At 49.3% G+C, this 26653-nt stretch carries 20 protein-coding genes; 1 reads left to right on the top strand and 19 read right to left on the bottom strand.

Annotated features, from left to right (window positions below):
• Positions 1 to 91: 91 nt before the first annotated feature.
• Complete coding sequence (locus A8709_RS28285; protein ID WP_065857592.1) at positions 92 to 1447, bottom strand: glucose-6-phosphate isomerase; 1356 nt, start codon at positions 1445 to 1447, stop codon at positions 92 to 94.
• Positions 1448 to 1630: 183 nt separating this feature from the next.
• Here A8709_RS28285 and A8709_RS28290 point away from each other — a divergent pair, with 183 nt between their 5' ends.
• A complete protein-coding gene (locus tag A8709_RS28290; protein WP_084225660.1) occupies positions 1631 to 2941 on the top strand; it encodes an NAD(P)-binding domain-containing protein in 1311 nt (436 codons plus the stop codon).
• Positions 2942 to 3005: 64 nt separating this feature from the next.
• Here the strand turns inward: A8709_RS28290 and A8709_RS28295 are convergent, their stop codons facing one another.
• The 18 genes from A8709_RS28295 to A8709_RS28380 all read right to left on the bottom strand — a co-directional run bounded on the left by A8709_RS28295 (position 3006) and on the right by A8709_RS28380 (position 26653).
• The gene (locus A8709_RS28295) at positions 3006 to 6548 is read right to left on the bottom strand and encodes a fibronectin type III domain-containing protein (RefSeq protein ID WP_065857594.1); all 3543 of its coding nucleotides are present in this window, start codon (positions 6546 to 6548) and stop codon (positions 3006 to 3008) included.
• 369 nt (positions 6549 to 6917) lie between these two features.
• Entirely contained in the window at positions 6918 to 8402 is a 1485-nt protein-coding gene (locus A8709_RS28300; RefSeq protein ID WP_167357196.1) for a sulfatase family protein, read from the bottom strand.
• 30 nt (positions 8403 to 8432) lie between these two features.
• Positions 8433 to 9887, bottom strand: a complete 1455-nt coding sequence (locus A8709_RS28305; protein ID WP_065857598.1) for a sulfatase family protein — start codon at positions 9885 to 9887, stop codon at positions 8433 to 8435.
• Between the two features lie 62 nt (positions 9888 to 9949).
• On the bottom strand, positions 9950 to 11497 hold the full coding sequence (locus A8709_RS28310; protein WP_065857600.1) for an extracellular solute-binding protein: 1548 nt from the start codon (positions 11495 to 11497) through the stop codon (positions 9950 to 9952).
• A gap of 54 nt (positions 11498 to 11551) precedes the next feature.
• Positions 11552 to 12421 carry a carbohydrate ABC transporter permease gene (locus tag A8709_RS28315; RefSeq protein ID WP_065857602.1) on the bottom strand — a complete coding sequence of 290 codons (870 nt, stop codon included), beginning with the start codon at positions 12419 to 12421 and terminating at the stop codon, positions 11552 to 11554.
• 22 nt (positions 12422 to 12443) lie between these two features.
• Positions 12444 to 13358 (bottom strand): ABC transporter permease, encoded by a 915-nt coding sequence (locus tag A8709_RS28320; RefSeq protein ID WP_425262361.1) that lies wholly within the window; start codon positions 13356 to 13358, stop codon positions 12444 to 12446.
• A 305-nt stretch (positions 13359 to 13663) separates the two neighbouring features.
• Positions 13664 to 15982 carry a helix-turn-helix domain-containing protein gene (locus tag A8709_RS28325; protein WP_065857606.1) on the bottom strand — a complete coding sequence of 773 codons (2319 nt, stop codon included), beginning with the start codon at positions 15980 to 15982 and terminating at the stop codon, positions 13664 to 13666.
• 85 nt (positions 15983 to 16067) lie between these two features.
• Positions 16068 to 17423: a sulfatase family protein gene (locus tag A8709_RS28330; protein ID WP_065857608.1), complete on the bottom strand. Its 1356-nt coding sequence runs from the start codon at positions 17421 to 17423 to the stop codon at positions 16068 to 16070.
• A gap of 194 nt (positions 17424 to 17617) precedes the next feature.
• A complete protein-coding gene (locus tag A8709_RS28335; protein ID WP_065857610.1) occupies positions 17618 to 18205 on the bottom strand; it encodes a glycoside hydrolase family 73 protein in 588 nt (195 codons plus the stop codon).
• On the bottom strand, positions 18202 to 18600 hold the full coding sequence (locus tag A8709_RS28340; RefSeq protein ID WP_065857612.1) for a phage holin family protein: 399 nt from the start codon (positions 18598 to 18600) through the stop codon (positions 18202 to 18204). Before A8709_RS28340 ends, A8709_RS28335 begins: the two co-directional genes overlap by 4 nt.
• 77 nt (positions 18601 to 18677) lie before the next feature.
• Positions 18678 to 19214: an XkdW family protein gene (locus A8709_RS28345; protein ID WP_065857614.1), complete on the bottom strand. Its 537-nt coding sequence runs from the start codon at positions 19212 to 19214 to the stop codon at positions 18678 to 18680.
• A 12-nt stretch (positions 19215 to 19226) separates the two neighbouring features.
• Positions 19227 to 22466, bottom strand: a complete 3240-nt coding sequence (locus A8709_RS28350) for a hypothetical protein (protein WP_065857616.1) — start codon at positions 22464 to 22466, stop codon at positions 19227 to 19229.
• Between the two features lie 17 nt (positions 22467 to 22483).
• Positions 22484 to 23050: a YmfQ family protein gene (locus tag A8709_RS28355; RefSeq protein WP_065857618.1), complete on the bottom strand. Its 567-nt coding sequence runs from the start codon at positions 23048 to 23050 to the stop codon at positions 22484 to 22486.
• On the bottom strand, positions 23047 to 24156 hold the full coding sequence (locus A8709_RS28360; protein ID WP_065857620.1) for a baseplate J/gp47 family protein: 1110 nt from the start codon (positions 24154 to 24156) through the stop codon (positions 23047 to 23049). Before A8709_RS28360 ends, A8709_RS28355 begins: the two co-directional genes overlap by 4 nt.
• 1 nt (position 24157) lies before the next feature.
• Complete coding sequence (locus tag A8709_RS28365; protein ID WP_065857622.1) at positions 24158 to 24631, bottom strand: DUF2634 domain-containing protein; 474 nt, start codon at positions 24629 to 24631, stop codon at positions 24158 to 24160.
• Positions 24632 to 25021, bottom strand: coding sequence for a hypothetical protein (locus A8709_RS28370; protein ID WP_065857624.1), 390 nt, complete (start codon positions 25019 to 25021; stop codon positions 24632 to 24634).
• Positions 25008 to 26021 carry an XkdQ/YqbQ family protein gene (locus A8709_RS28375; protein ID WP_065857626.1) on the bottom strand — a complete coding sequence of 338 codons (1014 nt, stop codon included), beginning with the start codon at positions 26019 to 26021 and terminating at the stop codon, positions 25008 to 25010. Before A8709_RS28375 ends, A8709_RS28370 begins: the two co-directional genes overlap by 14 nt.
• Positions 26021 to 26653: a LysM peptidoglycan-binding domain-containing protein gene (locus A8709_RS28380; RefSeq protein WP_065858679.1), complete on the bottom strand. Its 633-nt coding sequence runs from the start codon at positions 26651 to 26653 to the stop codon at positions 26021 to 26023. The genes A8709_RS28375 and A8709_RS28380 overlap by 1 nt, the downstream gene beginning before the upstream one ends.

The raw sequence follows: 26653 nt of genomic DNA on the forward strand, positions 1-26653 counted from the left end.
AAAGAAAATTTACCACATAAATAATGGAAATAAAAGTGCAAAAAAAACGACCTATCCGATAGGATTGATCGTTTTTCGCTTTTGTTGGAAATTATTGCTGCAAGCGAGCCTCAAGCTCTGCTTTTTCTTTCTCATAACCAGGCTTGCCTAAGAGGGCAAACATGTTCTTTTTGTACGCTTCAACACCCGGTTGATCGAATGGATTCACACCCATCAAGTAGCCGCTGATGCCGCATGCTTTTTCAAAGAAATAGACCATGTAACCGAAAGAATAAGGCGTCATATCTGGCAAAGTTACGATTAAGTTCGGCACTTGTCCGTCTGTATGCGCAAGCATCGTGCCTTGGAAAGCCTTCTTGTTCACGAAATCCATCGTTTTACCGCTAAGGAAGTTCAGACCGTCAAGATCATCTGCATCCGTACCGATTGTGATATGATCAGCCACTAGGTCCACTTGAATAACGGTTTCGAACAGAATGCGATTGCCATCTTGCACGAATTGGCCCATGGAGTGAAGATCCGTTGAGAAGTCTACGGAAGCTGGGTAAATCCCTTTGTAGTCCTTGCCTTCGCTCTCGCCGAACAATTGCTTCCACCACTCCGACACGAAGTGCAAGGAAGGCTCATAGTTCACAAGGATTTCGATTGTTTTCCCTTTGCGATACAGGGAATTACGAACAGCGGCGTATTGGTACGCTTGGTTTTCGCTAAGCTTCGGATTGGAGAACTCTTGCTGCGCATCCGCTGCACCTTTCATGATCGCTTCAACATCGATACCTGCTGTCGCAATCGGCAGTAAACCAACCGCAGTCAACACGGAATAACGTCCACCAACATCATCCGGAATAACGAAAGTTTCGTAGCCTTCTGCTGTTGCTAGTGTTTTGAGCGCGCCTTTTTCTTGATCCGTTGTTGCGTAGATCCGTTTGCGAGCTGCTTCTTTGCCGTATTTCTTCTCCAACAATTCGCGGAAAATACGGAAAGCAATCGCTGGCTCTGTTGTTGTACCGGATTTGGAAATGACGTTCACGGAGAAGTCTTTCCCTTCAAGCAATTGAAGCAAGTGTGTCACATATGTGGAGGAGATATTATTTCCTACGAAATAAATCTCAGGCGTTTTACGTTTATCTTTCGGCAAAATGTTATAGAAAGAATGAGACAACATTTCCAGCGCAGCACGAGCGCCTAAATAGGAACCGCCAATTCCGATCACAACAAGCACGTCGGAGTCGGATTGAATTTGCTTCGCAGACGCCCCAATACGCGCAAACTCTTCACGATTATAGTTCTCAGGAAGATCAACCCAACCTAAATAATCGGATCCAGCACCCGTTTTGTTATGCAACTGATCATGGGCAAGCTCGACTTGAGCAGACAAATAATCAACCTCATGCTGGGATAAAAAGGATAATGCCTTACTGTAATCAAATTGTAGCTTTTTACTCATTTGGTTTGCCTCCATCTCTATAATTTACCTTTTCCTAGCATACTTATTTGCTTGTCCAAAAGCAAGCGAGCGATCCGAAATGGAATGACATTCAGCGGTGAGCGATCGCATAAGCAGTGAGACTTTAGCCGCTTGCCAAAGATCGCCACAAAGGCATTCACAGGTATTAATTCCCATGCTAAAATGAAGACAGAGGTGAAGGACATGAAACGTATCGGCTTTATTGGACTTGGCACAATGGGTAAGCCCATGGCTGCTAACCTGATTCAAAAAGGATTTATGGTCACTGTGTATAATCGCACTGCTGGAAAAGTGGACGAGCTTGAACAACTAGGCGCTGAAGTAGGCATCACACCTGCAGACGTGGCTCGAAACTCAGATGTCCTATTTACCATGTTAAGCAATGACGCTGCGCTGCTCGACACATTTTACAGTGAGCAAGGCATTCTGAGTGGCGTCCACCCGGCTCTTACCATTATTGACTCCAGTACTGTATCTCCCCAAACGAGTCAAAAGCTCGCGGAAGAGCTCGCGGCGCATTTCGTCGACTTCCTCGACGCACCTGTGACAGGTACGAAGCCTGCTGCTGAAGCAGGTACGCTAACGTTCATGGTCGGCGGCAGCCAAGAAGTATTCGAGGAGCATCAAGACCTGTTCCTAGCACTTGGCAGTAAAGCTCTTTACCTCGGACCGAGCGGCTCAGGCTCCTACGCGAAGCTGGCTCATAACACGATGGTCGGCATAAACCTAGCCGGACTTGCCGAAGGCTTATCCATCGCTACTAAAGCAGGGATTAATCCTGATCAATTCTTAGAAATCGTCCGCTCTGGCGGCGCCAATAGCAAGCAAGTTGAGCTCAAAGGCGATAAGATTCTGGATCGTGATTTCAGCAATCAATTCTCTTTGAAGCTGATGTTGAAAGATTTACTGCTTGCCCAAGACATTACGGGTAAATTCCAATTACCAACCCCTATGCTGCAGTCGGCCACGAATTTGTTCCAAATTGGTCTAAGCAAAGGCTTAGGTGAAGAAGATCTTAGCGCTGTCATCAAATGCTACGAGGAATGGATGGGACAGCTGGTTGTGAAACCAAGCCCGCCTCCAGTTGAAGCGGTGAAACCAGCTTCGCCTTTATCGGGCCGTGAACGCCGTAAGAACACGCGTGTGCAGCTGGATATTAACCTGAAGCTGTCCATTTATCAATGGGAGCAAGAAGGCTCATTCTCCGGCCAAAATATTGACGGTACACTCTTCGACTTATCCGAAAGCGGACTACAGATCACAACCAATGTGCTGCTAGCACCCGATATGTTTGTCGTTATTCACTTCCCGCAGGAAGCCGGATTGCCGCCGATCACGGGTCGCGTGATTCGTATTGTGACAGAGGGCCGCAGCTTCCGCTATGGCTGTATGCTGTCAGGCTTGCCGCCGTATGTGCGGATTAAGCTGGAGCAATATATTGAGGATCATATAACGAGTGCGAGTACGGTGTAATCGCCTAGCCATACGTGAAAACCCGGTGCCCATGGCACCGGGTTCTTTCCATTTTCAGATCAAATTACTGCACCTGCACATTATCGAAATACGTTTGCTCATTCGTCGAGTAGAGCCCAACTGTCCCCCAAGTGAAAGTGCTGTCCGTCGCTGTCACTTGCAGCGTACCGTCAATATAAGCATTCAATGTGCTGCCGGAGACTTGCAATTTATAGGTATGGTAAACACCTGTCGTTGGAGCGGTAATAACCGCTGAACGAGCAAGCGCCGTTTCTGTTCCGCCAGAACGTTTGTAGATCGATACTTTGCCGGAATTGTACTCAAATACCATGTAATAATAGTTGGAGCTGTCCGTATACATGCCCATGACACCTACTTTACCTCCGGTATTCCATGTGCTTACTTTCGCTTGTGCCTGAACGGCATAATTCGTCCACGAACTTGTGCCCGTTACCGATCTGGCAGCAGAAGAAGGATTGTTAGCATAATAAGCCTGCGTACTGCCATCCGTTACAACACTCCAGGTTCCCGTCGCCGTCCAACCCGTCGCATTCCCGTCTTCGAAATCATCGGTTAGTAAGGAAGATGTTGTGTCCGTCGTAACGTTCACCGTATTGCTAGACGGCGACGAATTACCCGAAGCATCTTTGGCGATGACATAGAAGCTGTAGCTTGTTCCACTGCTCAGACCCGTAGCTATATAGCTGCTCGATGCCGTATTCGTCAAGAACGAACCGTTCTTGTACACATCGTAGCTCGTCACACCAACGTTATCCGTCGCGCCACTCCAACTCAGATTAACCGTTGTCTGCGCATGACTCGGCGAACTCAAGGTTGGTGCGGTAGGCGCAGTCGTATCCACTGTTGTCGTCACATTCACGGTATTACTTGCCGGCGAAGCATTTCCCGCTGCATCTTTGGCTTTGACATAGAAGCTATAACTCGTGCCTGGCGTTAAGCTGCTAACCGTCTTCGTTGTCCCCGTCACGTTCGTCAAAAAGCTGCCATTCTTGTAAAGATCATAGCTTGTAATCCCGATATTATCCGTTGCCCCGCTCCAGCTCAAATCCACACTAGTTAGCCCATGACTAGGCGAACTCACCGTTGGCGCAGTTGGTGCTGTCGTGTCCCCGCCGCTTAGTTGGCCAACAAGCAAGCCATCTGTATCAGAGGCCATATAAATATAACCATCATTGCTAATATCCATGTTGTATAGGAATTGCCCCATGCCCCGGAAAACCGGGTCCGTTGCTGTAATATCCGTCCACGTTATGGACGTTGATGCTGTAGCTGCAGCTACATCGCTGGCGCTCGCCACATACAAGTGCGGCTCAGGGTTCGTGCTACTTGCTGGTGTAGCCACGAAAAAATTGCCATTATAAAACGCAATCGGCCCCGGCACGCCAGAAGGGAAATTCAACTTCACGCCTGCTGAGGATGAGACAGTTTCGGCACTATCGATCCGATATAGCCCATTATCCGCCGATACATAGAGCTTCGTACTGTCGCTCGGATCCAGCAATACGTGTCCGCTATAGTCACTGACAGACGTATTGATAAAGATCTTCTGCCAACTGCCCGCATCCCCATTACTATTGGAACGGAAGACCCCTTTATCCTTATCGTATAGATAAACGTAGGAAGAGCCGCCATTCCAGATCATGCTAGCCAGTCGCGTAGCTTGCGAGCCAGCCATCGCATCTGTCGTGTTCGCATCGACAACATAGGTCACTTGGCTCCACGTGCCGTTCTTCTCCTGCCATACGCCGCCATTCTCTACAGCGGCAATGACGTACTTATCTTTACCTCCGGAGCCGTTATCGCGTTGGTTCGCCGCAACCGCCATGACGCGTCTGGCTTTGGTCACGTTCGCGATGCTGAAGCGCGTTTTCACATTGGCGGCCAGTCCTTCGGACACCCATGGCGAGTTAGAGCCCGAATCCTGCAGCGTCAGCGGATTCGCATTCGCATACACCTCGCCACCCGTGTTCGAGTTGCGATCGCCCGTGCCGATGTACACGACAGCATTCGTGTTCATGCTCGAGTCCAGCGCTAACCCAGTCACGTTGCGCTGTAAATAAGGCGGCGTGACGTTCGTGTCCGACGTCAGCCTGTTCGGATTGACCGTCTGCATGTGATCGGTCGAGTAGAGGTAGTTCCAGTCCACATTCCCGATGTGGACGGTGCCGTTCGCCCGTGTCGGGTCAGAAATGACTGTAAAGTCATTCGACACGTTCAGCTTGTGGGACGCCGGGTACCACGTCGGCGTTGCTGCTGTGGCATTATCCGTACGCCAAACGCCCGCTTTACCGGAAGAGTAAAGCGTGTTGGCATTGTACGGATCCACGACCAGATAAGACGAGGCGTAGCGATCGTCGCCCATGCGTGTATGCGCGCCTTCATCGGAGTGAAGGAGCCACCAATCGTCGGAGCCGCCAGGGCCATCGACGAGGTTCTTGATTTGGCTGTCGTCCTGCGTCATTGACGTCCAAGTCGCACCGCCATCCAGCGAGCGAATGACGCCGTCATACTGGGTGGATACGGTTGTATTTTTCGGCGGATTCCACGCGCCTGCAAATAGAACGGGACCACCTGTACTTGTGTACCCCGTAATCGACATCCAACGCGTTGTTGGATTGACAGTTGTATTGTGCTGGTACAGCTTATTCCACGTAGCCCCGCCGTCTGCGGAAGAATAAATACCATCTGCGCCTGCTGCCGCATAAATAACCCCGCCGATGATCACCATTTCCTTCACGGTATTAGGTGAATTCGATAAGACGGTAACGGTAGGCGTGGCCGAACGGGAATTGGTAATTTTATACACTTTATTGAAGCGCCTCGCACTGTCTGTGGCGGCTGTCGTATCATAGGTCGATACATATAACGTATTGCTGTTGCTCGGATCGATCACTAAACTCCGCAGGAAAGCACCGCTTAAACCGATGGTATCCCAGCCAGTTCCATTGCCCGCCGTCGCATCGTAACCGTTATTGTGATTTCGCATGAGACCGCCTTGATACGTAGCAGCATAGATATAGCCGTTCGTTTCATCTAAAGCGATTAGATTACCCGTGTTTCGCGGATAGGAAGGAATGATCGCTGTGCCGCCTGAATCAACAGGGCTTTCCGTTTTGGGATTACCGCCATTGAACTGTGGCACTGTGGAGCGAATCGCCCACGTCTGTCCACCATCCGTCGATGCCATAAAGCCACCGCGTGTTCCCTGACTGCCTACACCTGCATAAACCAAGTTCGATGTGCCTGGTGCAAAGGTGATGGCCGCTACTTTCAAATGTCCTGTATCGGTAAAAGCACTATTACCGCTAATATGATTATTCACTGGCACCCAAGACGGCCACGTCGTACTTGTTGATCGGAAAATACCGGACACATCCGCACCGTCCAGTAGGACGCCTTGATGATTCGGGTCAGCGGCTACAACACTTTGGAAACCGCCGCCATCAAAGCCGCTGGGCTGAAAGGTCACCGTGGGTACAGCAGCAGCCGCTGCCTTTGGAAAGAACGGGACAGCCGCAACGACCAGACAAGCGCTGAGCAAGACGGAGCATGTTTTCGTCCATGTTAATCTCGAGAGAACTTTCATTACTAATCACCTTCCTAAAGTAGAGTCAAGTATAGCGCTTACATATTCGCTTCAATCCGTTGTATTGATGAAGAGCTTCATCTGCGCACTTGCCAAGTTGTAACGCATGACACCTCCTTGTTGTTATCTGAGAACAGAATGAAGCTGCTTCTGAAGCTTGAAGCGACTGGTAGCAGTTCGTCTGCTTCCCTGATAGGTAACAGTGCTTATATTAGAATAGGAATGGATTACGTAAAACCGACGCTGGGAAACTTCCTCGTTTAACCGGCTATAGTATCCCGCAGTTAACCTGCGACCCACCTGAGGCAACTTCTGATGCTTCGCTGCAAAAGGCGCTGCCTAGTTTGGGACCAGCAGCGCCAATTACACTTAGTCCCTCTTCGCCTCGCGACCAATCGCTAGAGCAGGGCCCACATCGGCCATCGCAATGGATGGGTATTGATTAAAAATGCGGTCCCCATTGGCCGCTGCTTCCTGCCACATTTTCTGATACAACATGGAAAGTAAGGGCTTCCTAGCAGGGTCCCCCGCCAAATTAATCATTTCATACGGGTCCTCTTGCAAATCGTACAGTTCATCAAAGTCAGCCGGATTGTACACGAATTTGTAGCGCTCTGTCCGAACCATCCGCTGGGTGTAATAAATCTCAACACCGTTACACTGATTATAAACGGCATCTCGCCAGTTCTCCGCAGGTACATTCTCATTGCGCAGCCAAGGCAGCAAGCTCCGTCCTGCTCCGCCACCATTCAAATCCCCTGCATCTGCAACCGCCATGAAGGTCGGAGCCAAATCCATGATGCTAACCAGCGACTCCACATGTCGCCCAGGTTGAACGATGCCCTCAGGCCAACGAACCACACACGGAATCCGGTACGTTTCTTCATAGGGGCTGATGCCCTTCAGATACAACCCATGGGCGCCGCCGCTTTCGCCATGATCAGAAAGGAAAACGACCAGCGTATTGTCCGCTTGCCCCGTGCGCTCGAGCGCCTCAAGCACTTCCCCAAACATGTCGTCCACCATTGTGCAATATCCCCAGTAATGGGCAATGGATTCTTTCACTTCCTGTTCGGACAGCTGATCCCAGACGCGTCTCATGCGCTCGTAAATTCTCGGTTTATCCTGCAGCGAGTCATGGTAATTCGGCGGCAGCTCCACCTCTTCCGCCTTATACATCTTCGCGTATTTCTCAGGCACGATGAACGGATCATGCGGTCCCAGCACGCCGACATACATGCACCAAGGCTGCTCTGCTCCTTTTAGCTCTGCCAATCGCTCCTTCGCCTTCGTCACCACGTCATAATCGTCGGTTTCCTCATAGCGCTTATCCGCCGTGCCGTACAGCACGAACTCATCCCAGCCTGGGCGCAGCAGTTCACCTGGTTTCCGCTCCGCCGCTGACTTCACCGTCGCTTCCATCTCCTGCCACGCTGCGATGCTTGCCCCCATGTAGACGTCTTTGCCCGCCGTTACTTTGAGCTCCTCCCAGCCTCGGTCGGCTGGATTCTCTTCCGTGGAGATATGCCATTTCCCCGTAAAATGCAAGGAATACCCGGCATCGCGCAGCTTCTCCCCGAAAGTCTCCACGCCTGGATTGAGCGCTTTCTGAATCGCTGTGGGCGTGCACACATTGTTGTGTATACCGTGTTGAGATGGATATAAACTTGTGAAAAAAGAAGCCCGAGACGGGCAGCAATGCGCCATCGTCGTATAGGTCCGATCGAACGTAATCCCTTCACGGGCGAATTGGTTCAAATGCGGCGTGCGGCACGGATGCCGCTCGTCAATGACCTGCGCCTGCTGCTGATCGGTCATGAAGATTAGCATATTCGGTCTGTTCGGTCTGCTCATCATTAACACCCCTCCTTTCTCCGTAAAAGATTACTCATTGATGATCGCCGGCCCATAGTCAGCTGTAGCTACCGTCACATAGGGATTGAAAATCGTATCCTCGTAGAGATACGCCTGCTCCCACATGCGGGTGTACATCCTCTCTTTGACTGGCTCCAGCTCCGGCTTGTCGATGATATTCACCAGCTCATGCGGATCCCTCTCCAAATCGTACAGCTCATCGATATCCGCTGGGTTGTAGACGAATTTATACTTGCGATCCTTCACCATACGGCTCGTATACAGCACTTCCGTGCCGTTGCACTGCGTGAACATAATGCTGCGCCAAGCCTCAGGCTTCTCTCCCCGCAGGAATGGCTGTAAACTGGCACCGCTGCACTTCGCCAGCGGTCCTGCCCCGGCCGCTTCAAGCAGCGTCGGCGCGATATCCATCAGCGTGACGAATTCGTCAACGCTGCTGCCGGGCTGGGTGATATGCCCCGGCCAAGAGATCAAGCAGGGCACGCGGTAGCCCTCGTCAAAGTTGCTGATGCCCTTGGCATACAGCCCATGGGCGCCTGCATGCTCCCCATGGTCGGAGAGGAACAAGATGAGCGTGTTGTCCATTTGTCCGTTCGCTTCGAGTGCTTGGAGCACTTCGCCGAACAGGTCATCCATCATCGTGCAATATCCCCAGTAATGCGCAATGGATTCTTTCACTTCCTGCTCAGTCAGTTGATCAAACACCTTCCGCATCCGCCGATACACGCCTGGTTTATCTGTCAATGCATCATGGTAATTCGGTGGCAATGGGATATCATCCGGATTATACATGGTCGCATATTTCTCTGGCACAATGAACGGATCATGCGGGCCATTCACTCCTATATATACACACCACGGGTCGGTGCTGTCTTTCAACTTCTGAAGCTGTTCAACACCCTTTTGCACGATGTCATAGTCCTTCATTTCTTCGTAGACAGCCGGTGTCGATCCATATAACTGTTTGCTCCCCCAACCTGGCCTTAGCAGCTCACCCCGTTTCCGATCTGTACGACCTCGCTCACTCGGCTTGTTCCGGAACATTTGCCGTCGGTCACCTTGTTCTTTGCTGATTTCCGTGACATAGAGCCACTCTTTCCATCCGCGATCTGTCGGTCTTTCCTCCGCTGAAATATGCCATTTCCCGCTGTAATACAAGTCATAACCAGACTCCGCCAGCTTCTCGGAAAATGTCTCTACCCCCGGCTTAAGCCCCCTGCGGTATGCCTGATCATTATCCACGTTGTTATAAACACCGTGCTGAGAAGGGTACAGCCCCGTCATGAAGGAAGCCCTTGCTGGGCAGCAATGCGCCATCGGCGGATAGACGTGAGTAAAACGAACCCCTTGCGCAGCAATACGATCTAAATTTGGCGTACGACAAGGATGATCAGGAAGCGTCACTTGCGCCTGCTCTTGATCAGTCATAAAGATCAAAATATTCGGTCTCGCGGTAGCTGACATGCTGCGTATACCTCCTCGTGAAGTGAAAAATCCTCATGGGAATGAGGATTCTCACAAATCATTTATTTTTTAGCCGTCTTCGCGTACTCCGCCGTATATTCATCAATAATCTTCTGTCCGCCAGCTTTCAGCCATTTGTCTACCTCTTGCTGGAAGCCAGCCCCATCCAATTTGCCCATGATGTATTTTACGCGAGCATCCGTAATCATTTGATCAAGCTCCGCACCTTTTTCCAGATACGTTGTTGAATTGAACGACAGGAACGGGTTAAGAATGGCATTCTTCAAATTATCCTTCGCAGCTTGGTTCCCTTTCTTCACAAGCGGATCATCCTTCGTCGCCTTCGGATTGATGCTATAATCACGTGACACACCATCGCGATACGGCTTGATGAACTTGCCGAATTTATCCGCATCTGTCTGCACGATGAGCCCGTTATCGACCTTGTACTCGATGCCTTCCATCCCGCTATTCATGAGTGTAGCCATCTCTGGATCAGCGGACATTTTCTCAAAATAGCTCAGAATGCGTCTAACTTCAGCTTCTGTTTTGACCGAGGATTTCGGGATCGCCACGAAGCCATCGTTGTAAGAAGCCCCATCGATTCTAGGGCCGCTGCCTGCATCCAATGTAGTGAAGAAATCCGTCTGTGCAGCTGGGTTATTCTTCTTCACGGCTGTTCCTTGGGACTGACCTGCTGCGAGAACGACCGCATCTACCATCCCGATCTTGCCGGCGGCCCAGTTCTTATCGACGGTCGCTTTCTCCGTGACAGCGAAGTCCTGGTTCATCAGCTTTTCATCATACAAACGTTTATACCAATTCAACGCGTCCATATTCGCTTTGGTCATCCAAGCCGGTGTCACTTTACCGTCTACAACGCCCCAACGATTCGGCCCGCCGAAGATGACGACCATTTTATCAAACGCCGTGAAATCCTTATTCATGTTATAGCCTACGGTATCGTTCTTGCCGTTTTTATCCGGATCATTGAGTGTGAACGCTTTAATAATGTTGTATTGATCCTCAGGCGTTTTCGGTTCTTTCAAGCCGAGTGCATCCAGCCAGTCTTTCCGATAGATCGTTGCATTTCGGGCAATCTCTCTGGCCTTTGGAATCCCATAAATCTTGCCGTCTACTTTAATATTATTGTAAAAAGAAGGATCAATCTTAGATAAAGTCGGATAATCCTTCAGCAAAGGACCAAGCTCCCAGAAGGTGCCATTGCGCATCGCGCTTAATACCGGTGTATCGTAGTTAACCACCATGGCCTTCGGCAGCTCACCAGATGCGATCATGATGTTTTCCTTATCTTTCATCGCTGCTGCTGGGATCCATTGCATTTTGAGCGTAACGCCTGTATTTTTCTGGATCGCTAGCTCAACTTCATTCCCAGGTGCAGGTGGTTCTCCTGCTATACTCGTCGAAAGCGACAATTCGTAAGGTTGATCGGCAGCAAATTTCTTATCTTCCGCGCTTACTTTGCCCGTTGGGCTGCTCGTTGTAGCGCTTGTATCGGTTTTGCTGGCGCAAGCCGCAAGCGAAGTTGCCATGGCTGCCGTTAGTAGGACGGGAACTGCTCGGGTTTTCAAAAATTGTTTCGAACGCATGGATGATGCCTCCCTAGAATATGTTTATTCGTTGCTGGCTCACGATCCACTGGATTATCCTTTCACAGAACCCAGCATAACTCCTTTAGCAAAATGCTTTTGTAAAAACGGATACACAATCATTATCGGAACCGTTGCGAACACGATAACCGCCATCTTCAGCGTTTCGGGATCGAGGAACTTTTGGGTGTCCGATGAACTGCCGAAGCTGTCCTGTGAAAGAATAATGATTTGGCGCAGCATCACTTGCAGCGGCCATTTGGTCGCATCGTTCAAATAGATAATCGCACTAAAATATTGATTCCAGTTGTTGACGGCATAGAACAAACCGAATGTCGCGATAGCCGGTAACGACAAGGGCAGCACAATACGGAACAGGATACCGACATCGTTACAGCCATCGATTTTCGCGGACTCTTCAATACCGTCGGGCACGTTCTGGAAAAAGTTTTTCATAATAATTAAGTTGAACGCATTAATGGCTGTCGGAATCATCAGGGACCAGAGCGAATTGATCATGCCTAGCGATTTGACGACAAAATACGTTGGCACCACTCCACCGCTAAACAGCATGGTGATTAGAATAAGGAGCAGGTAGACACTGCGGCCTTTCAGCCTCTTTTGCGCTAGCGGATACGCACCTAGAACGGTAAACACAAGGTTGATCGCTGTTCCGAGCACCGTGATATAGATGGAAACCAGCATACTGTGCGTTAGCGTAGAGGTAGAAAAAATGTAGCGATATGCCTCCACATTCAGCTTAGCTGGCAGTTTCCAAATCGAGGCCCACACCAGATCTGCAGGATTGGCGAATGATGAGATAATGATATACAGGAACGGCACCAGTGTCGACATGGCAATGATAAATAAAATGAGAACATTCACAGCATCGAACAGTTTGCCGGACCACGTTGTATGTTTCATACGAATCCCCTTTCCATGCGGCCTAATACACGCCTTCCTCACCGAATCGTTTCGCAAGCCAGTTTGCGGATAGGACGAGAACGAGCCCAATGGCCGACTTGAATAATCCAACGGCTGCGCTGTAGCTGTATTGTCCCTGCGTTAAACCGATGCGGTAGACGTACGTTTCAAACACCTCGCCGACCTCACGATTCATCGAATTCAACATCAGGAACACGTGCTCAAAGCCGACATCTAGGAAGTGGCCCAAGCGCAAAATCAGCAGAATAACGATCGTACTTCGAATCGCTGGCAACGTGATGTGCCACAACTGACGGGAACGCCCGGCACCATCCATTGTAGCGGCTTCGTATAACTGCGTATCTACCCCGGATAGCGCAGCCAGGAAGATAATCGTCCCCCAGCCTGTATCCTTCCAGATGAGCTGCAGCACCACAGTTGGCCGGAACCATTCGCTGCTAAGCAGAAATGGAATCTTTTCAAATCCGAGTCCTGCGATCGCGTTATTCACGGCACCGCCTTCTGTCGTTAGCAGTAAGTAGCTCATACTGACCACGACCACCCACGAAATGAAGTGGGGAATGTAGATCACCGTCTGCACGAATCGTTTGTACGCTTCTTTGCGAACCTCATTCAATAGAAGTGCAAGAATTATCGGCAGCGGGAAATAAAAGAGCAAGCTGTACAGCGCTAACAGCAACGTATTTCGGAATAACATCCAGAATGTCGGTTCACCAAAGAAATGTGTGAAGTTCTTAAATCCTACCCAGTCACTATGCAGCATGCCTTTTACCGGATTATAGTTCTCAAACGCCATCACGACGCCCAGCATAGGAATGTATTTAAAAACGAAAAAGTACAGCATAGCAGGAAATAACATGATATACAGCCATTTGTTCGTGACGAGCTCGTAGACGATCCCTTTTTTCTTTTTGATTAACGTGGAATTCTGCAGTGGCTTTGTTATTGGATTTGCGTTTACGTGTGCGATCTTGTGCCCCCTCCTTTTCTCGATGTTCGTTGTAACATGGCTTCATCATAAGGTAGGCGGCTGTTTCCGACTATACACACACGGCAACTTCACGCGTCATTTCGGGGTTATTTCAGGGTAATGTGCTTTGGATAACTGCTGATATCCCTCCGGCAACCTTGAAATCGTACTTTGGATAGGCAAAATGGTCTTCTGCAAACATGGCGAAGTGGCCGAATCGACGATTCAGCCCCTTCCTTATTTGACTTCTGTTAGGTGTGATCTGCGGTTTGCAGTTCTTTGCGATATTGACCTGGCGTCATGCCTTCCACCTTGCTGAAGTAACGAATGAACGTCGCCGAGTTCGAATACGACAATTTCTCCGCAATTTCCGATACCTTCATATCCGTCTCTGCCAGCAATCGTTTGGCTACCGTGAGTCGGTGTTGTGCCAAATAGTCGCTGAAGCTAACGCCCGTTTCCTTCTTAAATACCCGGCTCACATACACAGGATGGAAATTAATACGGGCCGCACACGCTTCGAGCGATAGATCCGTATCGTATTCCTCTTGAATGAATCGAATCACCATTTCGGTGATATTGTTGTACTGTGACTCGTTCCGATTGTTCTGGAATCGAATAAGAGGATGAATGACCGATTGGCTAAGCCATCTTTCTGTATCTTCTGCCGTATGCAGCTTGTAAAAGGCCTCTAGAATCGACGAATCGCTTCCAAAAACAGCGATTAACGAGCTATTCCATTCATAGACTAGCCTGGTTAGTGCTGACAGCAGCTGTGTCATGATCATCTGGTATTCATCGAAAGGCAGATTACGACTGCGCAGATGCTGCATGAATTCGTGCAAGCGTTTATCTGCCAGCAAATCATGGCCTTCTTTTACCGCGATGATGAGTTCTTGCTCGAGCGATTTCGCATAGGCGAACTCTGCCCCGCCGCCATCCGGATGAATGCTGTCCATGTCGAGAATAATGCCGGACCCTAGCTTCAGCCTATATTTGAGGGCAGATAAACCTTCCTCATAGGCTTTATTCGCTAGCGTTAGCTTCTCAAAAGGCCGGCTGATTCCTATGCTAACGGTTACTTGCAGCAGACTTGCGATAGATTCCTTGATCTGCTCCGCTGTGGCGTAGGCAAACTTCCGGCAATCCTCGTTCGTCTCGGCATCGGTAGCTAGCAAGGTCAACTGCGATTCGTCCAGCATGATCGGACTGAACCGTTGAGGGGAGGGGATGATTTCCCCCACCATATTGCTGATGGCGAAAAGTAGCAGATCGCGATCTCGTTCTTCAAAACGCGTACCCTCCAGGGTATCGATCTGCAGGGTTAAGATGGCTAGTTTCTTCCAGCCTGAAGGAAAGTCGAAGCGCGTCAGCTTATCGGTCAGTTCTTTGTCTGACATTTGACCTCGCAGCATTTTGATCATAAAAAACTCACGCAACTGCGATAGATCATGCAACATCCGGTTCTCCATCTCATTGCCCGAATCGAGAAGCGCTGCAATGCGATCGCGAACGAAGGACAGTTCGTCTTGGTTACCTGTCGGTCTTGCTTGCACACCTGCAGCATTCTTCGTGAAATCAACAAGCCGTTGAATCGGGCTATACATACGTCGCGTCCCGAAGTATGCCACTAGTAGGATCACGACCAAAATAAACAGACAAGTCGCAAGGGTGAACCACCCGATGGATCGGGAGTCCTTCGTGATTTGATGAATCGACTGAATCGTCAGATATGTCCAGCCGTTATACGGGGATTTCTGATAGTTCACCCAGAAGCGCTCACCGTGGATCGTCGTTGCAAGCTCGCCATGTTCTACATAAGCAGGATCCGACGAGGTTTGGTCCCACATGGCTTCTACGCTTTTCTTGTCTACGCCCGCCCCCGTATGATCCCCTAGCATGACATGATTATTGCGATCCAGTACAAACACTTCACCCAACTGACTATTATTCAGCAGAAACTGATTCAGCTCCGCATTGGAAATTTGGATTACGATCATCCCAGGCGGATTTTTGGACGTGTTATTGAATGGAAGCTTGGAGACCAGCGTAATGAGTCCCTCTGTATTTGATGTATGGGATGAATTCGATGTGTTCGTTCCCTCACCGCTAGCGGTCACCCAACTCAGACCATTGCTCGATTGGGCATATTTCATGAATAAATCGTGATAGGACTGATCTGTAAAGGAATTGAAGCCCTCGCTTCCGACTACCCAATTTTTGTCCAGATTAATTAAATACACGTTTCGTATGCCAAAATAAAATTGCAGACTATTCAGCCCTTTGGACAAGCTGTTAATCGTCTGAAAGTCATCGATCGTTAGTGACTGCTGAAGGGCCGACGTCACCTGCGGTGAATTGCCATACTGGGTAACCGAGTACTCCAGCGCTCGCAGAATCTGCTCGACACGCGACTCCGTTTGAAGGAGATTCTGCCGGTTGCCCTCGTTAACCTTATCTTGAATGTCTCCCGACGATTTGTAATAGGAAAATATCCCGATCATTACGACAGGCAGCACTGAAATCAGTAGTATAAACGCAATCCACTTCTTGAAGTAACTGAATTTCATGTAAGCCCGTCACCACGCTTCCTCTTGAATGTATGTCTATTATAGAACACGTGGCCGAGCTACATAAAGGTAAAAACTACCATAGCTATTGCTGTTGCTCTGCCTGTGTAACACGCCTTTGACCGCTCGGTCTTTGCGGAGCTGACTCGACGTAGGGAACGGCTTCCCCTGCTGCCGCCATTCGTCGCAGTAATTTCTCCCTTAGCACAGCTGAAACCTCTGCATGGGACTCCATGCCTGCCAAATTCGTCAGCTCATAAGGGTCTGCTTGCAGATCGTACAAGCACTCCTCGACGTACTTATCGGAGCAGGAATCTTGCCCGCCATGCTTATCGGGCGCCCAAATGCTATATTTCCAGCGTTTCGTTCGGATGGCCCGGGCCACCTGGGTTCCGCTGATTTGCACAAATACCTCCTGCGGCCAATCGGTCGCCTTTTGGTTGATTAGGGATAGCAGGGAGTGACCCTGCATCTCGGGAGGAATCGCAATCCCCGCTGCGTCGAGCAGCGTCGGCGGGATATCGATTAAGCTGACCAGCTCCTTGATGCGGCCGCCGCCTGTGAAGCCCGGTCCCGTGAGCGCGAATGGCACGTGAATGGAGCTTTCATGGCACGACTGCTTATACTGCGCGTTGCGTGTTTTGAAATGGCAGCCATGATCAGCGGTGAACAAAATGATCGTATCCTCCGCCAAGCCAAGGCTCTTGATGGCGTCCTGCATTCGGCCCAGCGCTTCGTCCAGCCGCTTGACCATGCCGTAGTAACCGCCAAGATGCTGCGGCGCCGTCCCGGTGAGGCTTGCAAGATCTGGCGGTGTCCACCTGCCTGTATAGCGTTCCTTGTAGCCGTCTGGCGCGACATAGTCGTCGAGGTGATTCTGATGATGCGGCTCGAGGAAGGAGAGAAACAGGAAGAACGGCTCCTCTTTGTGAGCGTCGATGTATCTTATGGCCGCGTCGGTCAGTGCATCGACGCGGTAGCCGGGGAGCTCAACGCGGTTGTTGTCGTTGTCCCAGAGAACAGCCGCATAGGGCTCTGACGTGCCTTCGACGGAATTGGCGGCCAGCCAATAGTCGTAGCCCGCGCGCTTATGCTCGGGGACCGGATTCTCTCCGGCCAAATGCCATTTGCCGATATAGCCGGTCTGGTAGCCCGCTGCGCGGAAGTGCTCGGCCAGCTTCGTCCCCTCCTGTGGGAGGGGAACGCGGTTATTGAAGCAACCCGACTCCGTAGCGTACAGTCCGGTTTGAATGCAGGAGCGTGCCGGTCCGCAGACTGGCTGGCATGTGAAGCCTAGCGGCACGTGCGTACCGTGCGCCGCTAGGCGGTCGAAGTTCGGTGTCAGATTCAGCGGATTGCCGTGGATACCGGTGGTATCCGCTCTCTGCTGATCCGTGAAAAAAACAATAATATTAGAACGATCGTTACGTTTTCGAGCCATGGGTATCTCTCCCCTAATCGTTAGTGGGCGAAGCTTCTCACCTATCATAGTAAGGGCTGGAGGGATTACCGGATACGTGCACGAGGCAACTTTTGAGGTTAGTGGATGTATACAGGCAAGAATCTAGCCTAAAAAATCCCACTTCTCCTCGATACGGTGATCGAGAGTAGGTGGGATTTTACTAGTACGACCGTTCACATCTGTCCTGATACTTTTCGGAGCTCATTGGCTAATCGATGAAATTCTTCCTTAGCTTCAACATCTTCCGTGCTCATCCAAGCCGCAGATAAAAAATTAATAATTTTATTGGCATCATCCGGACTCATTACATACTCCCCTTCTTCTACAATTACAACTTCATCATAACGGGTCAGATCGCTCCCCTCAATAATACCAATCAGCTTGTCTGCATATTGTGGATCTGTTGCGTATCCTGCTTGCTGCAGTCCCCAACTTGCCTTGCGGTAGTCTCGCTCATGTAAGACCTTGGCGTATCTTGGGTTGGCAGCAAGCAGTAAGGAGTGGTCGCGAATACTATCGCTCCAGCTTTCGTAAACACGAAAACCAGCTACAATTTGCAGCCATTTGCCGTTAATGAATTCCTGTGTCGCTTGCAGCTGCCCGCTGCCTTTGATCCCAAATAAATTATTGCCTGGGGCATAGCGGCCCCAACCGCTTTCTAGAATAGCCTGTGCGATGGTCACACTAGCCAAAATACCAAATGCCCGCATATCTTCTTGTGCAGCTGATGCAATTTGCTCAACAAATAGACTCGAGCTCATATTCCTTCCCCTTTGCTGCGCAAAACTTGAATCATTTGCTTCACGAAAACAGGCAGTGGCAGGCCTAAACGTCCATAATTTTCAGTGATAGAAATCAACTCATTCGCCAAGTAAAAATAGATCGCTCCAGTCATCATCAGGTCTGTATTCATGAGAATATCCATGCGATGAGCCAGCATAATGACAAGCAGCATCAGCCCTTTGCGCGCAAGGCCCCAAAAACCAACTTGACTGTTAAGGCCCTGCTGCTCTTTCATCGAGGCGGCAATACCCGTGACATAATCGACGAGTATCGCCATGAGGAAGAGGCCTATCAGTTCGCTCCACCCACCAAACGTGTAGGTCGCGATGGCTCCGAGCGTGGCAGAAATCAGGTTAAAACAGATTTGGTTCATGCGTTTGTGCTCCTTTCTTTTGGGATGGGTGGAGGCCCCTAGGATTTGTGGCTTCCTAGCGGCCCCATTACGGTGTTTCACCACATTATGGATACGATATCTTCAGCATTATTCGCTGATATTGCCTCTGCTTTTAACTCCCAATACTTGTTGATGTTGGCGTTTTTATGGGCGAGCCCGTCGGCGTATAACACCTTGAATTGTTCAAAATTATGAGGCTGTGGAACGCCTGATGCTTTCCAGATGATGTTCTCGGTAATGATCCCTGCTGAGATTGCATTAAGCATGCCTTCGAGATTAATCTGGTCATGGTATTCAAAGTCATAGGTATTATCTGTTCCGAGTGCACTTGAAGTAAATCCTTCGAGAATGGATGTATTACATGCCGCGTTGAGCTTGTTGATATGGGAGGATCGAACGTCATTTAATACTTGTTCTGGCGTCGGTTGCATAGTGTCCCATGCGGATTGCAGCTCTTCTGTAGTCGGTTGTGGATGCTCCAAGTTCCATTGTGCAATATACGGGCCGTTACCGTCTGAATCGTCTTGAACGATGAAGTCTACGGAAGAGACAGCTTGTGGATATAAATGAATGATTGCTTGTACTATGTTCATGGGTTTCCTCCTTTATGCGATACGTGTAATGCTAGCTTCTGTACTATATACATTAAGCGTTAATGCAACAGTTGAAGTATAGTAAAACTCTACATAGTCGCCTACATTAAGTTTAAGAACTATTTGTCCGTTAACTAGCGGTGGTGTTGAATTATTGGCATGAAGCATCCCAATGTCAGCTAAGTTAATCCCATTCACCCTTGCTATGATATACATAGATGACCCGGATGGTACTGTAGCATTCGCTTCTGCTGATGCACGCAAGAGATAGATACCAGACTGAGCAGCAGTAAACCTGTAGTTGATTACAGAGTCAAATTCGGACAAATTATCGTAAAACTCAGATGCAAATGCAAGTTTAGTAGACGTTGAAGCGGAAATATTTTGAGTTGTTGCTAATGTTGTCCGGAATGCGCTACGATTTGCTTGCGTGTTATCTCCCCAAGGGTTAACAACTCCGACGAATGAACTACTGTAAATAGTCGTTCCTGTTGGGATTGTCCCCGATGTTGTAACTTTACTTCCACCTGCACCACTAAATATATACGTATTTCCTGTTCCTGTATTATTCGTGATCATAACTTCGCTATTTGTACTTATGAGAAACGCAACTACTCTATTTGAAACTACACAATTCGTAATTTGCGCTTTCGATTGTACTATACTAAACCCTTCCGTCGATCCTGAGGCAGAAGTTACAGTACACATATTAAAGTCTATTGAGCCACAGTTATTAGCGCTAAAGCCTGAATTTGTTGTAGCTGTAGCGGTAAAACCAGTTATAGATGCTCTAGTTGTTCTAGACATAGATATACTATTAACAGTTACGACACCTATTGCGACAAGTTTTATGAATACACTTGTGCTACCAGCACATATGAACCCACTCAAATCTACATCTTCTGCATACGCCCCTACCAATACGTTAATTGTTACCACGTGATTTACAATTTGCGGAACGTTGTTAATTGCCCGTTGAATCGTCTTAAACGGCTTCCCTGCACTTCCATCGTTGTTGTCAGCTCCGTTTGTCCCGTCTACGTACAACACCAATACCGCACTTGTTTTTTGAGGGACGTTGTATATCTGTCTAGCTAGAATCTCAGTCGCACTAATACGTGCGTCTTGATCTGCTTGATTCGCCGCCAACACATCAACAACGGTTTTCAGATTACTTGCCGCTTCGGCCGTTACTGCTTGTACTGGTGCTGATAGTATGTATTGATCAAGTGCAATATAGCTTGCTTCGTATACGGCAGTTGGGTCGAAGTTTTCGGCTTTAATTCCCGCTTGGGAAGTACCGTAAGGCAGCCCTGTTGATAATACATACCACTTATTATCTATCTTTCCGTTTTTATAAACCATCATCATGTTTCGTGCTCTATTTCGTAGCAAGCTAGGCGTCCCCGCAGTATTGTTAATCAAATACTCGTTACTGCCCGCGAGGTACCAAGGATAGGCCTTCTCCCGGATTACAGCCCCTTGCCCCACTTCAATCTGATTCAATCCCTCATGTAGACTCATACTGCCTTCTACTAGGATTTCCTCAAATACAGGTGTAGCTAATTGGTAGGCTAGTTTATACGGTTTCCAGTTGCCATTACCAACTGGAGCTATGGATGTAGGTAACGTAAATGTCGAATATGTAGGAGTTCCCCACCCAGCTATGGTGTTCCATGTTTTTGTTCCTGAGTTATTATAAGGTAGACCCGAACCCCCACCATCATACATCCTCCAACCGTAGAAGTATGCTTGTATCTCTTGTGCCGTTGGTGTGTATGCCTCTCCCCAACCGCTATCTAAGTCTGCAATTGTAATATAAAGATTTGCAAGATCGAAAACTGTCCAATCAGGAACGGTCGATCCCCCTGCTGAAAAAGTTAAGGGCTTACCATCGAACTTTGTTACCCTCTGTGTATGTGGAGTCTGACCTGTTATCGGACTTCTTACTGATTTGCAACCCGTTAGATCAGCGTCAAATATCCAAGTTTGACTACCATCCAGCACCATATCCCTGAATCGCTTCTCGACAAAGTACTTACCATTTCGCTTAAATAACGTGTCATACATAGAACCATCTACTGAAGATGTTAGTTGGACATTAGGAAATGCAAGCATATTGTCATTACGTGGTTTGAATGGTTTGGCTGTTACTCCAAGGTTAAGCATAGGGTTAGAGAATGTGAATGTACCTATAACACCATTACTCGCAATATAAATACTCACAGTAGCTGTTCCACTTGGGGCAGTTAAGGTTATGGATTGGGAAGTTACGAATCCCGATGTAAGTAATACATTCCCTACATTGTCTCTAAAATCCATGCCTATATATCCGTTATGAGATACTGCGTATGTGTAGGCAGTACCAACAACTGCGTTTACGGTAGCAGCAGCTTGTTGGTTCGCTGTTGTAGAAGAAATGATTTTAGCTGAATATGGCGTTGGGAAAGCTTCTGCAATAGCATTAGACCATTCCCCGAAAGTAGGTGCTAAGTTTTCCCCATACTTAATCACATAAGGTGCATTAACATGCTTTACGTCATCAACATATGGGTATTTAGCAGCAATTTGTGCATCTGTCATACTTGCTAAAGCAGTATATTCAGCTGTGGATAGCTCGTACACCCTGAATCCATCAGCATAACCATATTGCCCTGCTACCCCATTTACCATAACTTGTACTCGTTGTGATACGACTGTAGCAACGAATTTCACATAACTTAATGTACTATTTATGGTTAGATTAGGGGGGGCCGTCCCCTTACCTACAACGGCAACGTTCACCCCCATTGACGAATTTCCATTTCTAACCTCAGCAACTGCGATATAATTACTGCCGATTTTAAGGGATAAATCTTGAAGTACAGCTACGTAGCTTTGCCCAACTCCAATTGTAGCTTTAACGCAGTTTGCCCCATATATTTTATTTGCTGTATCTAGTGCAATTGTTCCTTGAAAGGCACCCCATCTACTTATATCTTCGAAGTTCCCATCCCTACCCAACAAATTAACCAACGTACGCCCCTTAATATTTTGCAAGTTAAACGGCGAACTCTGTGGAACATTCACAACCTGCAGTCCATTAACCAGGTTCACCGCTGTTGGCGGTGGACTCACGGCGACTTGTGCGCCTAGCTGCGCATCAATCCTATCCCAGTTATCATTCAGCATGGTGTTAATATCAAAAGTATCATTGCCGTCTGTGGACGGATTTTTCTTATACAGTCCTACGTTCGTTGTGTTGCTGGACATATGTTTTTCCCTCCATGTTAAACGGGAATGAATGGCGCGAAGTCGGTCATTTTCCTCGTTTGAATTTCACTAATTTTCATTGCTTGGTGCAACTGACTGAGCAAAAAATATTTGTACTTATAGATCACCTGCAAATGCGCGGGCTTGATTTCCTCAACGGCTGCTTGCAGATCGTTCAAGTTCGGCGGCGTCCCCAATGTATCCACAAACCTCACCGTAAACTGGTACAGCGACGGCTGCTGCGTAACCTCCACCGCTCCGCGCTCGTAAGCCTCGGCCACGTTTTGGATCAAATCCACGGTTACGGTGCCGACGCCACGCAGCTTGGCGTTGATCACCGAGCGACGCTGATCGTCGGGCTTGTTCGGTGCCGGCGCGATGCCGAGCTCAGCTTCCCAAGCGTCCAGCCCCCAAGTCGCGGAGCTGACGAAAAATTGCCCCAGTGTCTCCTCCAAGGAGACACGCAATTGATCGAGCTCTGCCCCTTGGGCTTGCAGAATGGCGCCCATGACGCGCGATGTCTCGTAGTAATCGGGCAAGTAGCCCAGCATGCGGTTGCCGCTAGTTGAAGTCACTTGCGTCATACGAGCGACACCACCCCAATAACAGCAACTTGCCCTACGTTGATCGTGATGTTCGAGCTGCCGCCATTGATCTGCAAGTTGGCATAATCCTGCACGCCTGGCGTGTCCAACAACAAGGAACCAATGCGCACATAGCGAACCGCTGGATCACTCGAGAACGCCAGTTCGGATAAATAGGCGCGAACAGCCTCCGTAAAATCATTTTTGACCTGTGCCAATGTTCTTGACCCGTTCAAGGTAAGTACAGCCTGAATGCCAATCGCGACTTCGGCAGCAGCCACAACAGTTGCGACAGCTCCAATCGGAGCTTTCCCCACCAGGGGTGGAGCCGGGTAAATATACTGCTGCACGGCTGTGACGATGGAAGCAGACGCACTCCTTTTATCCGTGCCGATGATAACGACCTTAACGGTTCCGGGGCCCTGCCACAGGGGCAGCACCTGCGCCGCACCCACACCCGCCACATCGAGCACCCAGTTCAGATAGTCGGCTTTATTGCCGCTTGTGCCTGGGGAACGAACTTTGGCGTAAAAACGATTGAGCAATGATTCATCTTTCTCTACATCCGTCCCATTCGTCATTGGTGATGTGTTCGTCACGCTCGTGATTCCTACGATTGGCGTCACCAGTAGGCTGACCGCTCCGCTCGGCACATTGCCTTTAACCCCTCCCTCTAATGCCGATACGGACACGATCACATATCCTGAGCTATCTACAACGGCCGCATCCAGCGTTTCAAACATCCGAGATGACGTGCCGTACAAGGCATCTGCCAACGTACCAATTCGCGCTCCTTGCGGAATGATTGTCCCAACAACACCTGTGAACTTCACTTGGCCGACAGCCTTCATCGCGTCTTTGCGAGTAATGCCTCGCTCTGCACAGCGCATGTCCAGATATGGACCAAAGGTCGTCCCCGCGAATCCTCGCCGCAAAACCTCCTGTGACTGCAGCGCCGCAAGCGCTAATTCAATAGAAGCTGGAGCCAACGCATCCCAGATATAAGATCCTTCTGACTTGTCCAAATCGGAAGGGAAGCAGTTTAACATCCGGCTCCGGATCGCTTCCTCTGTCTGTTCTGTCAAATAATCGGGTAAACTTGCCATATTAACTGATCACCACACTTCCTTTTATGTTTTTTTGCTCGCCTCGCACGTTCACGATTTCACATTGAAACGAGCATTTCTCATTTTCCCACTCCCATGTAAAATGACGAACGTCCGCTGTACGCGGATCGACCTTCAAGGTCTCCGTCGTAATACGCACAATTTCCATTTCATTCGCTTGGCGGGACAAATGGCGGGCAATCAAATCGTCATACTCCTGACCGTAGGACCGGGAATACACCAGATGCGTGTAACGCCTTGCGCGCAGCGCCTTTTGGCACCATTCAACCCAGGCTTCGGTGTCCGTACACTCCGCGATTTTACCCGTTGGTGTCGTAATGAACTCCCCAAGTGAATGGTCAAATTTCGGGCTACGACCGAACGGTATCTTCCCCATTTTGCCTCCAGCCAAAAGCGCTTCCGCCCCTAATCCAGTCCCAGCGCCCGCTCCCACTAGCGGAAATAAATTCGGCATCTATTTCACCACCTTACACAGAATCACGGCATCATTGCCGTCATCGATCGGAATCGCCAATACACGGTCACCAGGCTTCAAGCCATGCTGAAATTCCATTCGCACATCCTCAACGCCCGACTCTGTAAAAGCAAATGTGCCCTGACCCGCTACAGGAACTCCACCGCTGCTTAAACCCGAAACCGTGCCAGTCAGCGCGAAATTAGGCAGATGAAGCTTAGCCATCCAATCCGCCACATAATAATCCGCGATTTCATGTTTAAAACGATCCAGCTTCAGGCCGCCAGCCGTCATTGTACCCAATTCCGCCGGTAAGCCGGAAACCGCTGAAGCGGCATGCCCAGACATCCGATCGTCCAATAGGGAAGCTAGCTTTTTATACGGATTCATTCATGTAATACCTCCTTCTGACGAGCTCAGGACTACCCAGCTCCAGCACCATTTTGCCGGGATCGCCTAACTCGTGTCTGACCGACATCGCAATGAGCTCCATCCCGCTTCCCGCCAAATCCACCCTATCTCCGGCACGAATCGTGTTAATACCAATCGACGTAACGCTAATCGTCTCTTGTACGCCTGAGAGAAGCGCACGCGCAGCCTCTTTGGCCTCACTCACTGAATTAAAACTGCTGTCTTGGACGATTTTTTGCAGAGTGCCTAGCTCAGCAAGTTCGCCCTCTTCAATAGCTAGCACTTGCGCTGCGGCATTATCCCCTGCTTCTTTGGTGCCAAGTACCTTCACTTTGGTAACGGCTCCTTCGAGCGTTCTTTTCTGCATAATGTTCATCACATTCTCACTCGGCTCCAAGGACCATACCGTCGCATTACTGCCTATTTCCACAAGCTCCAATCCGTTGATTGTCATGCGTGGACGGTACATGGGTCCGCCCTTCTTAGCTGTTTCCTTGAGATCCTTCATGATCATCGAATATATCGACTCTGAGCGATACATCGCTTTCGCAAGCTTGACACCTGTGTCCGGCAACTGCCCGAGCGGAATGTGCCAATCCTCTGCGTATCTGCGTATACGCTCATTCGCCGTCATACCGCCCGCAAACACATACTCATCATCTGACTTGGCCAAATAAATGGTGCGATCATACATCGTCACCGTCAGGCGATCTATTCGCTCATAACTGTTTTCGCACTGCCATACAACGGCTGGATGCAGCAGGTCCACTTGCTCTGCTCCTCCATAAGGAATGCCAATAACACGAACCGCTTGACCCGGCTTCATCCCCGGAAAATCCGACGTCACAACAATCGTCGATTGCGCCCGATACGAGATTTCGTCCAGCGCTTCTTCCAGCGTCATTTCATAAATCAAATCTCCCAGCACATACTGCTCATCCAGCCAAATATCATAAGACCCGCTATTCAATCCTGCCATCAGGGCATCACCAGCTCTTGATCGACTTGGATAAGATCCGGATTATCACCGATTAACGTGCGATTCAATTCATAGATTTCCCGCCAACGGCTGCCGGAACCGAGATTCATTTTCGCAATCGCCCAAAGAGAATCCCCTGACTTGACCGTGTACGTAGCCGATACAGGCTTAATATCAGGTCGTGCCTCGCCACCAGAAGTGCCGATACGCTCCGCCAGCGTCCTCACTTTATAGTCCCGCCAAGTACGAAAAGTAACATCGAAATACACATCGCCGGGCTCACCGCCCTTGAAACTGCTATTATGCGCCGACAGCATGACGAGCACATTCACATCCGTACCCGTAATTCTCAAGCGGAGTGGCTCACGACTTTCCATCCATGTATTCAGCTGGTTCATCGCTGTTTGCGGATCGGGCAACGGTGTGTACTTACAGTAACTAGCGTCATATTCTGCTGGGAAAAAGGAAGAGAAAGCGATTTCCTTCACCTTCACACCTTGCGGCACATCCAGTTCACCGCCATTAATAATGGTGACCGTTTCGAAACTTTTATCCCGGCGAATGTTCACTTCTGTCGGATTGACCGGAAAGTGCAGCAACAAACCGTTCGGATCTTCCAGTGTAAATTCCAT

The organism is Paenibacillus pectinilyticus (assembly GCF_001700435.1).
In the GTDB taxonomy this organism is placed as follows: domain Bacteria; phylum Bacillota; class Bacilli; order Paenibacillales; family NBRC-103111; genus Paenibacillus_E; species Paenibacillus_E pectinilyticus.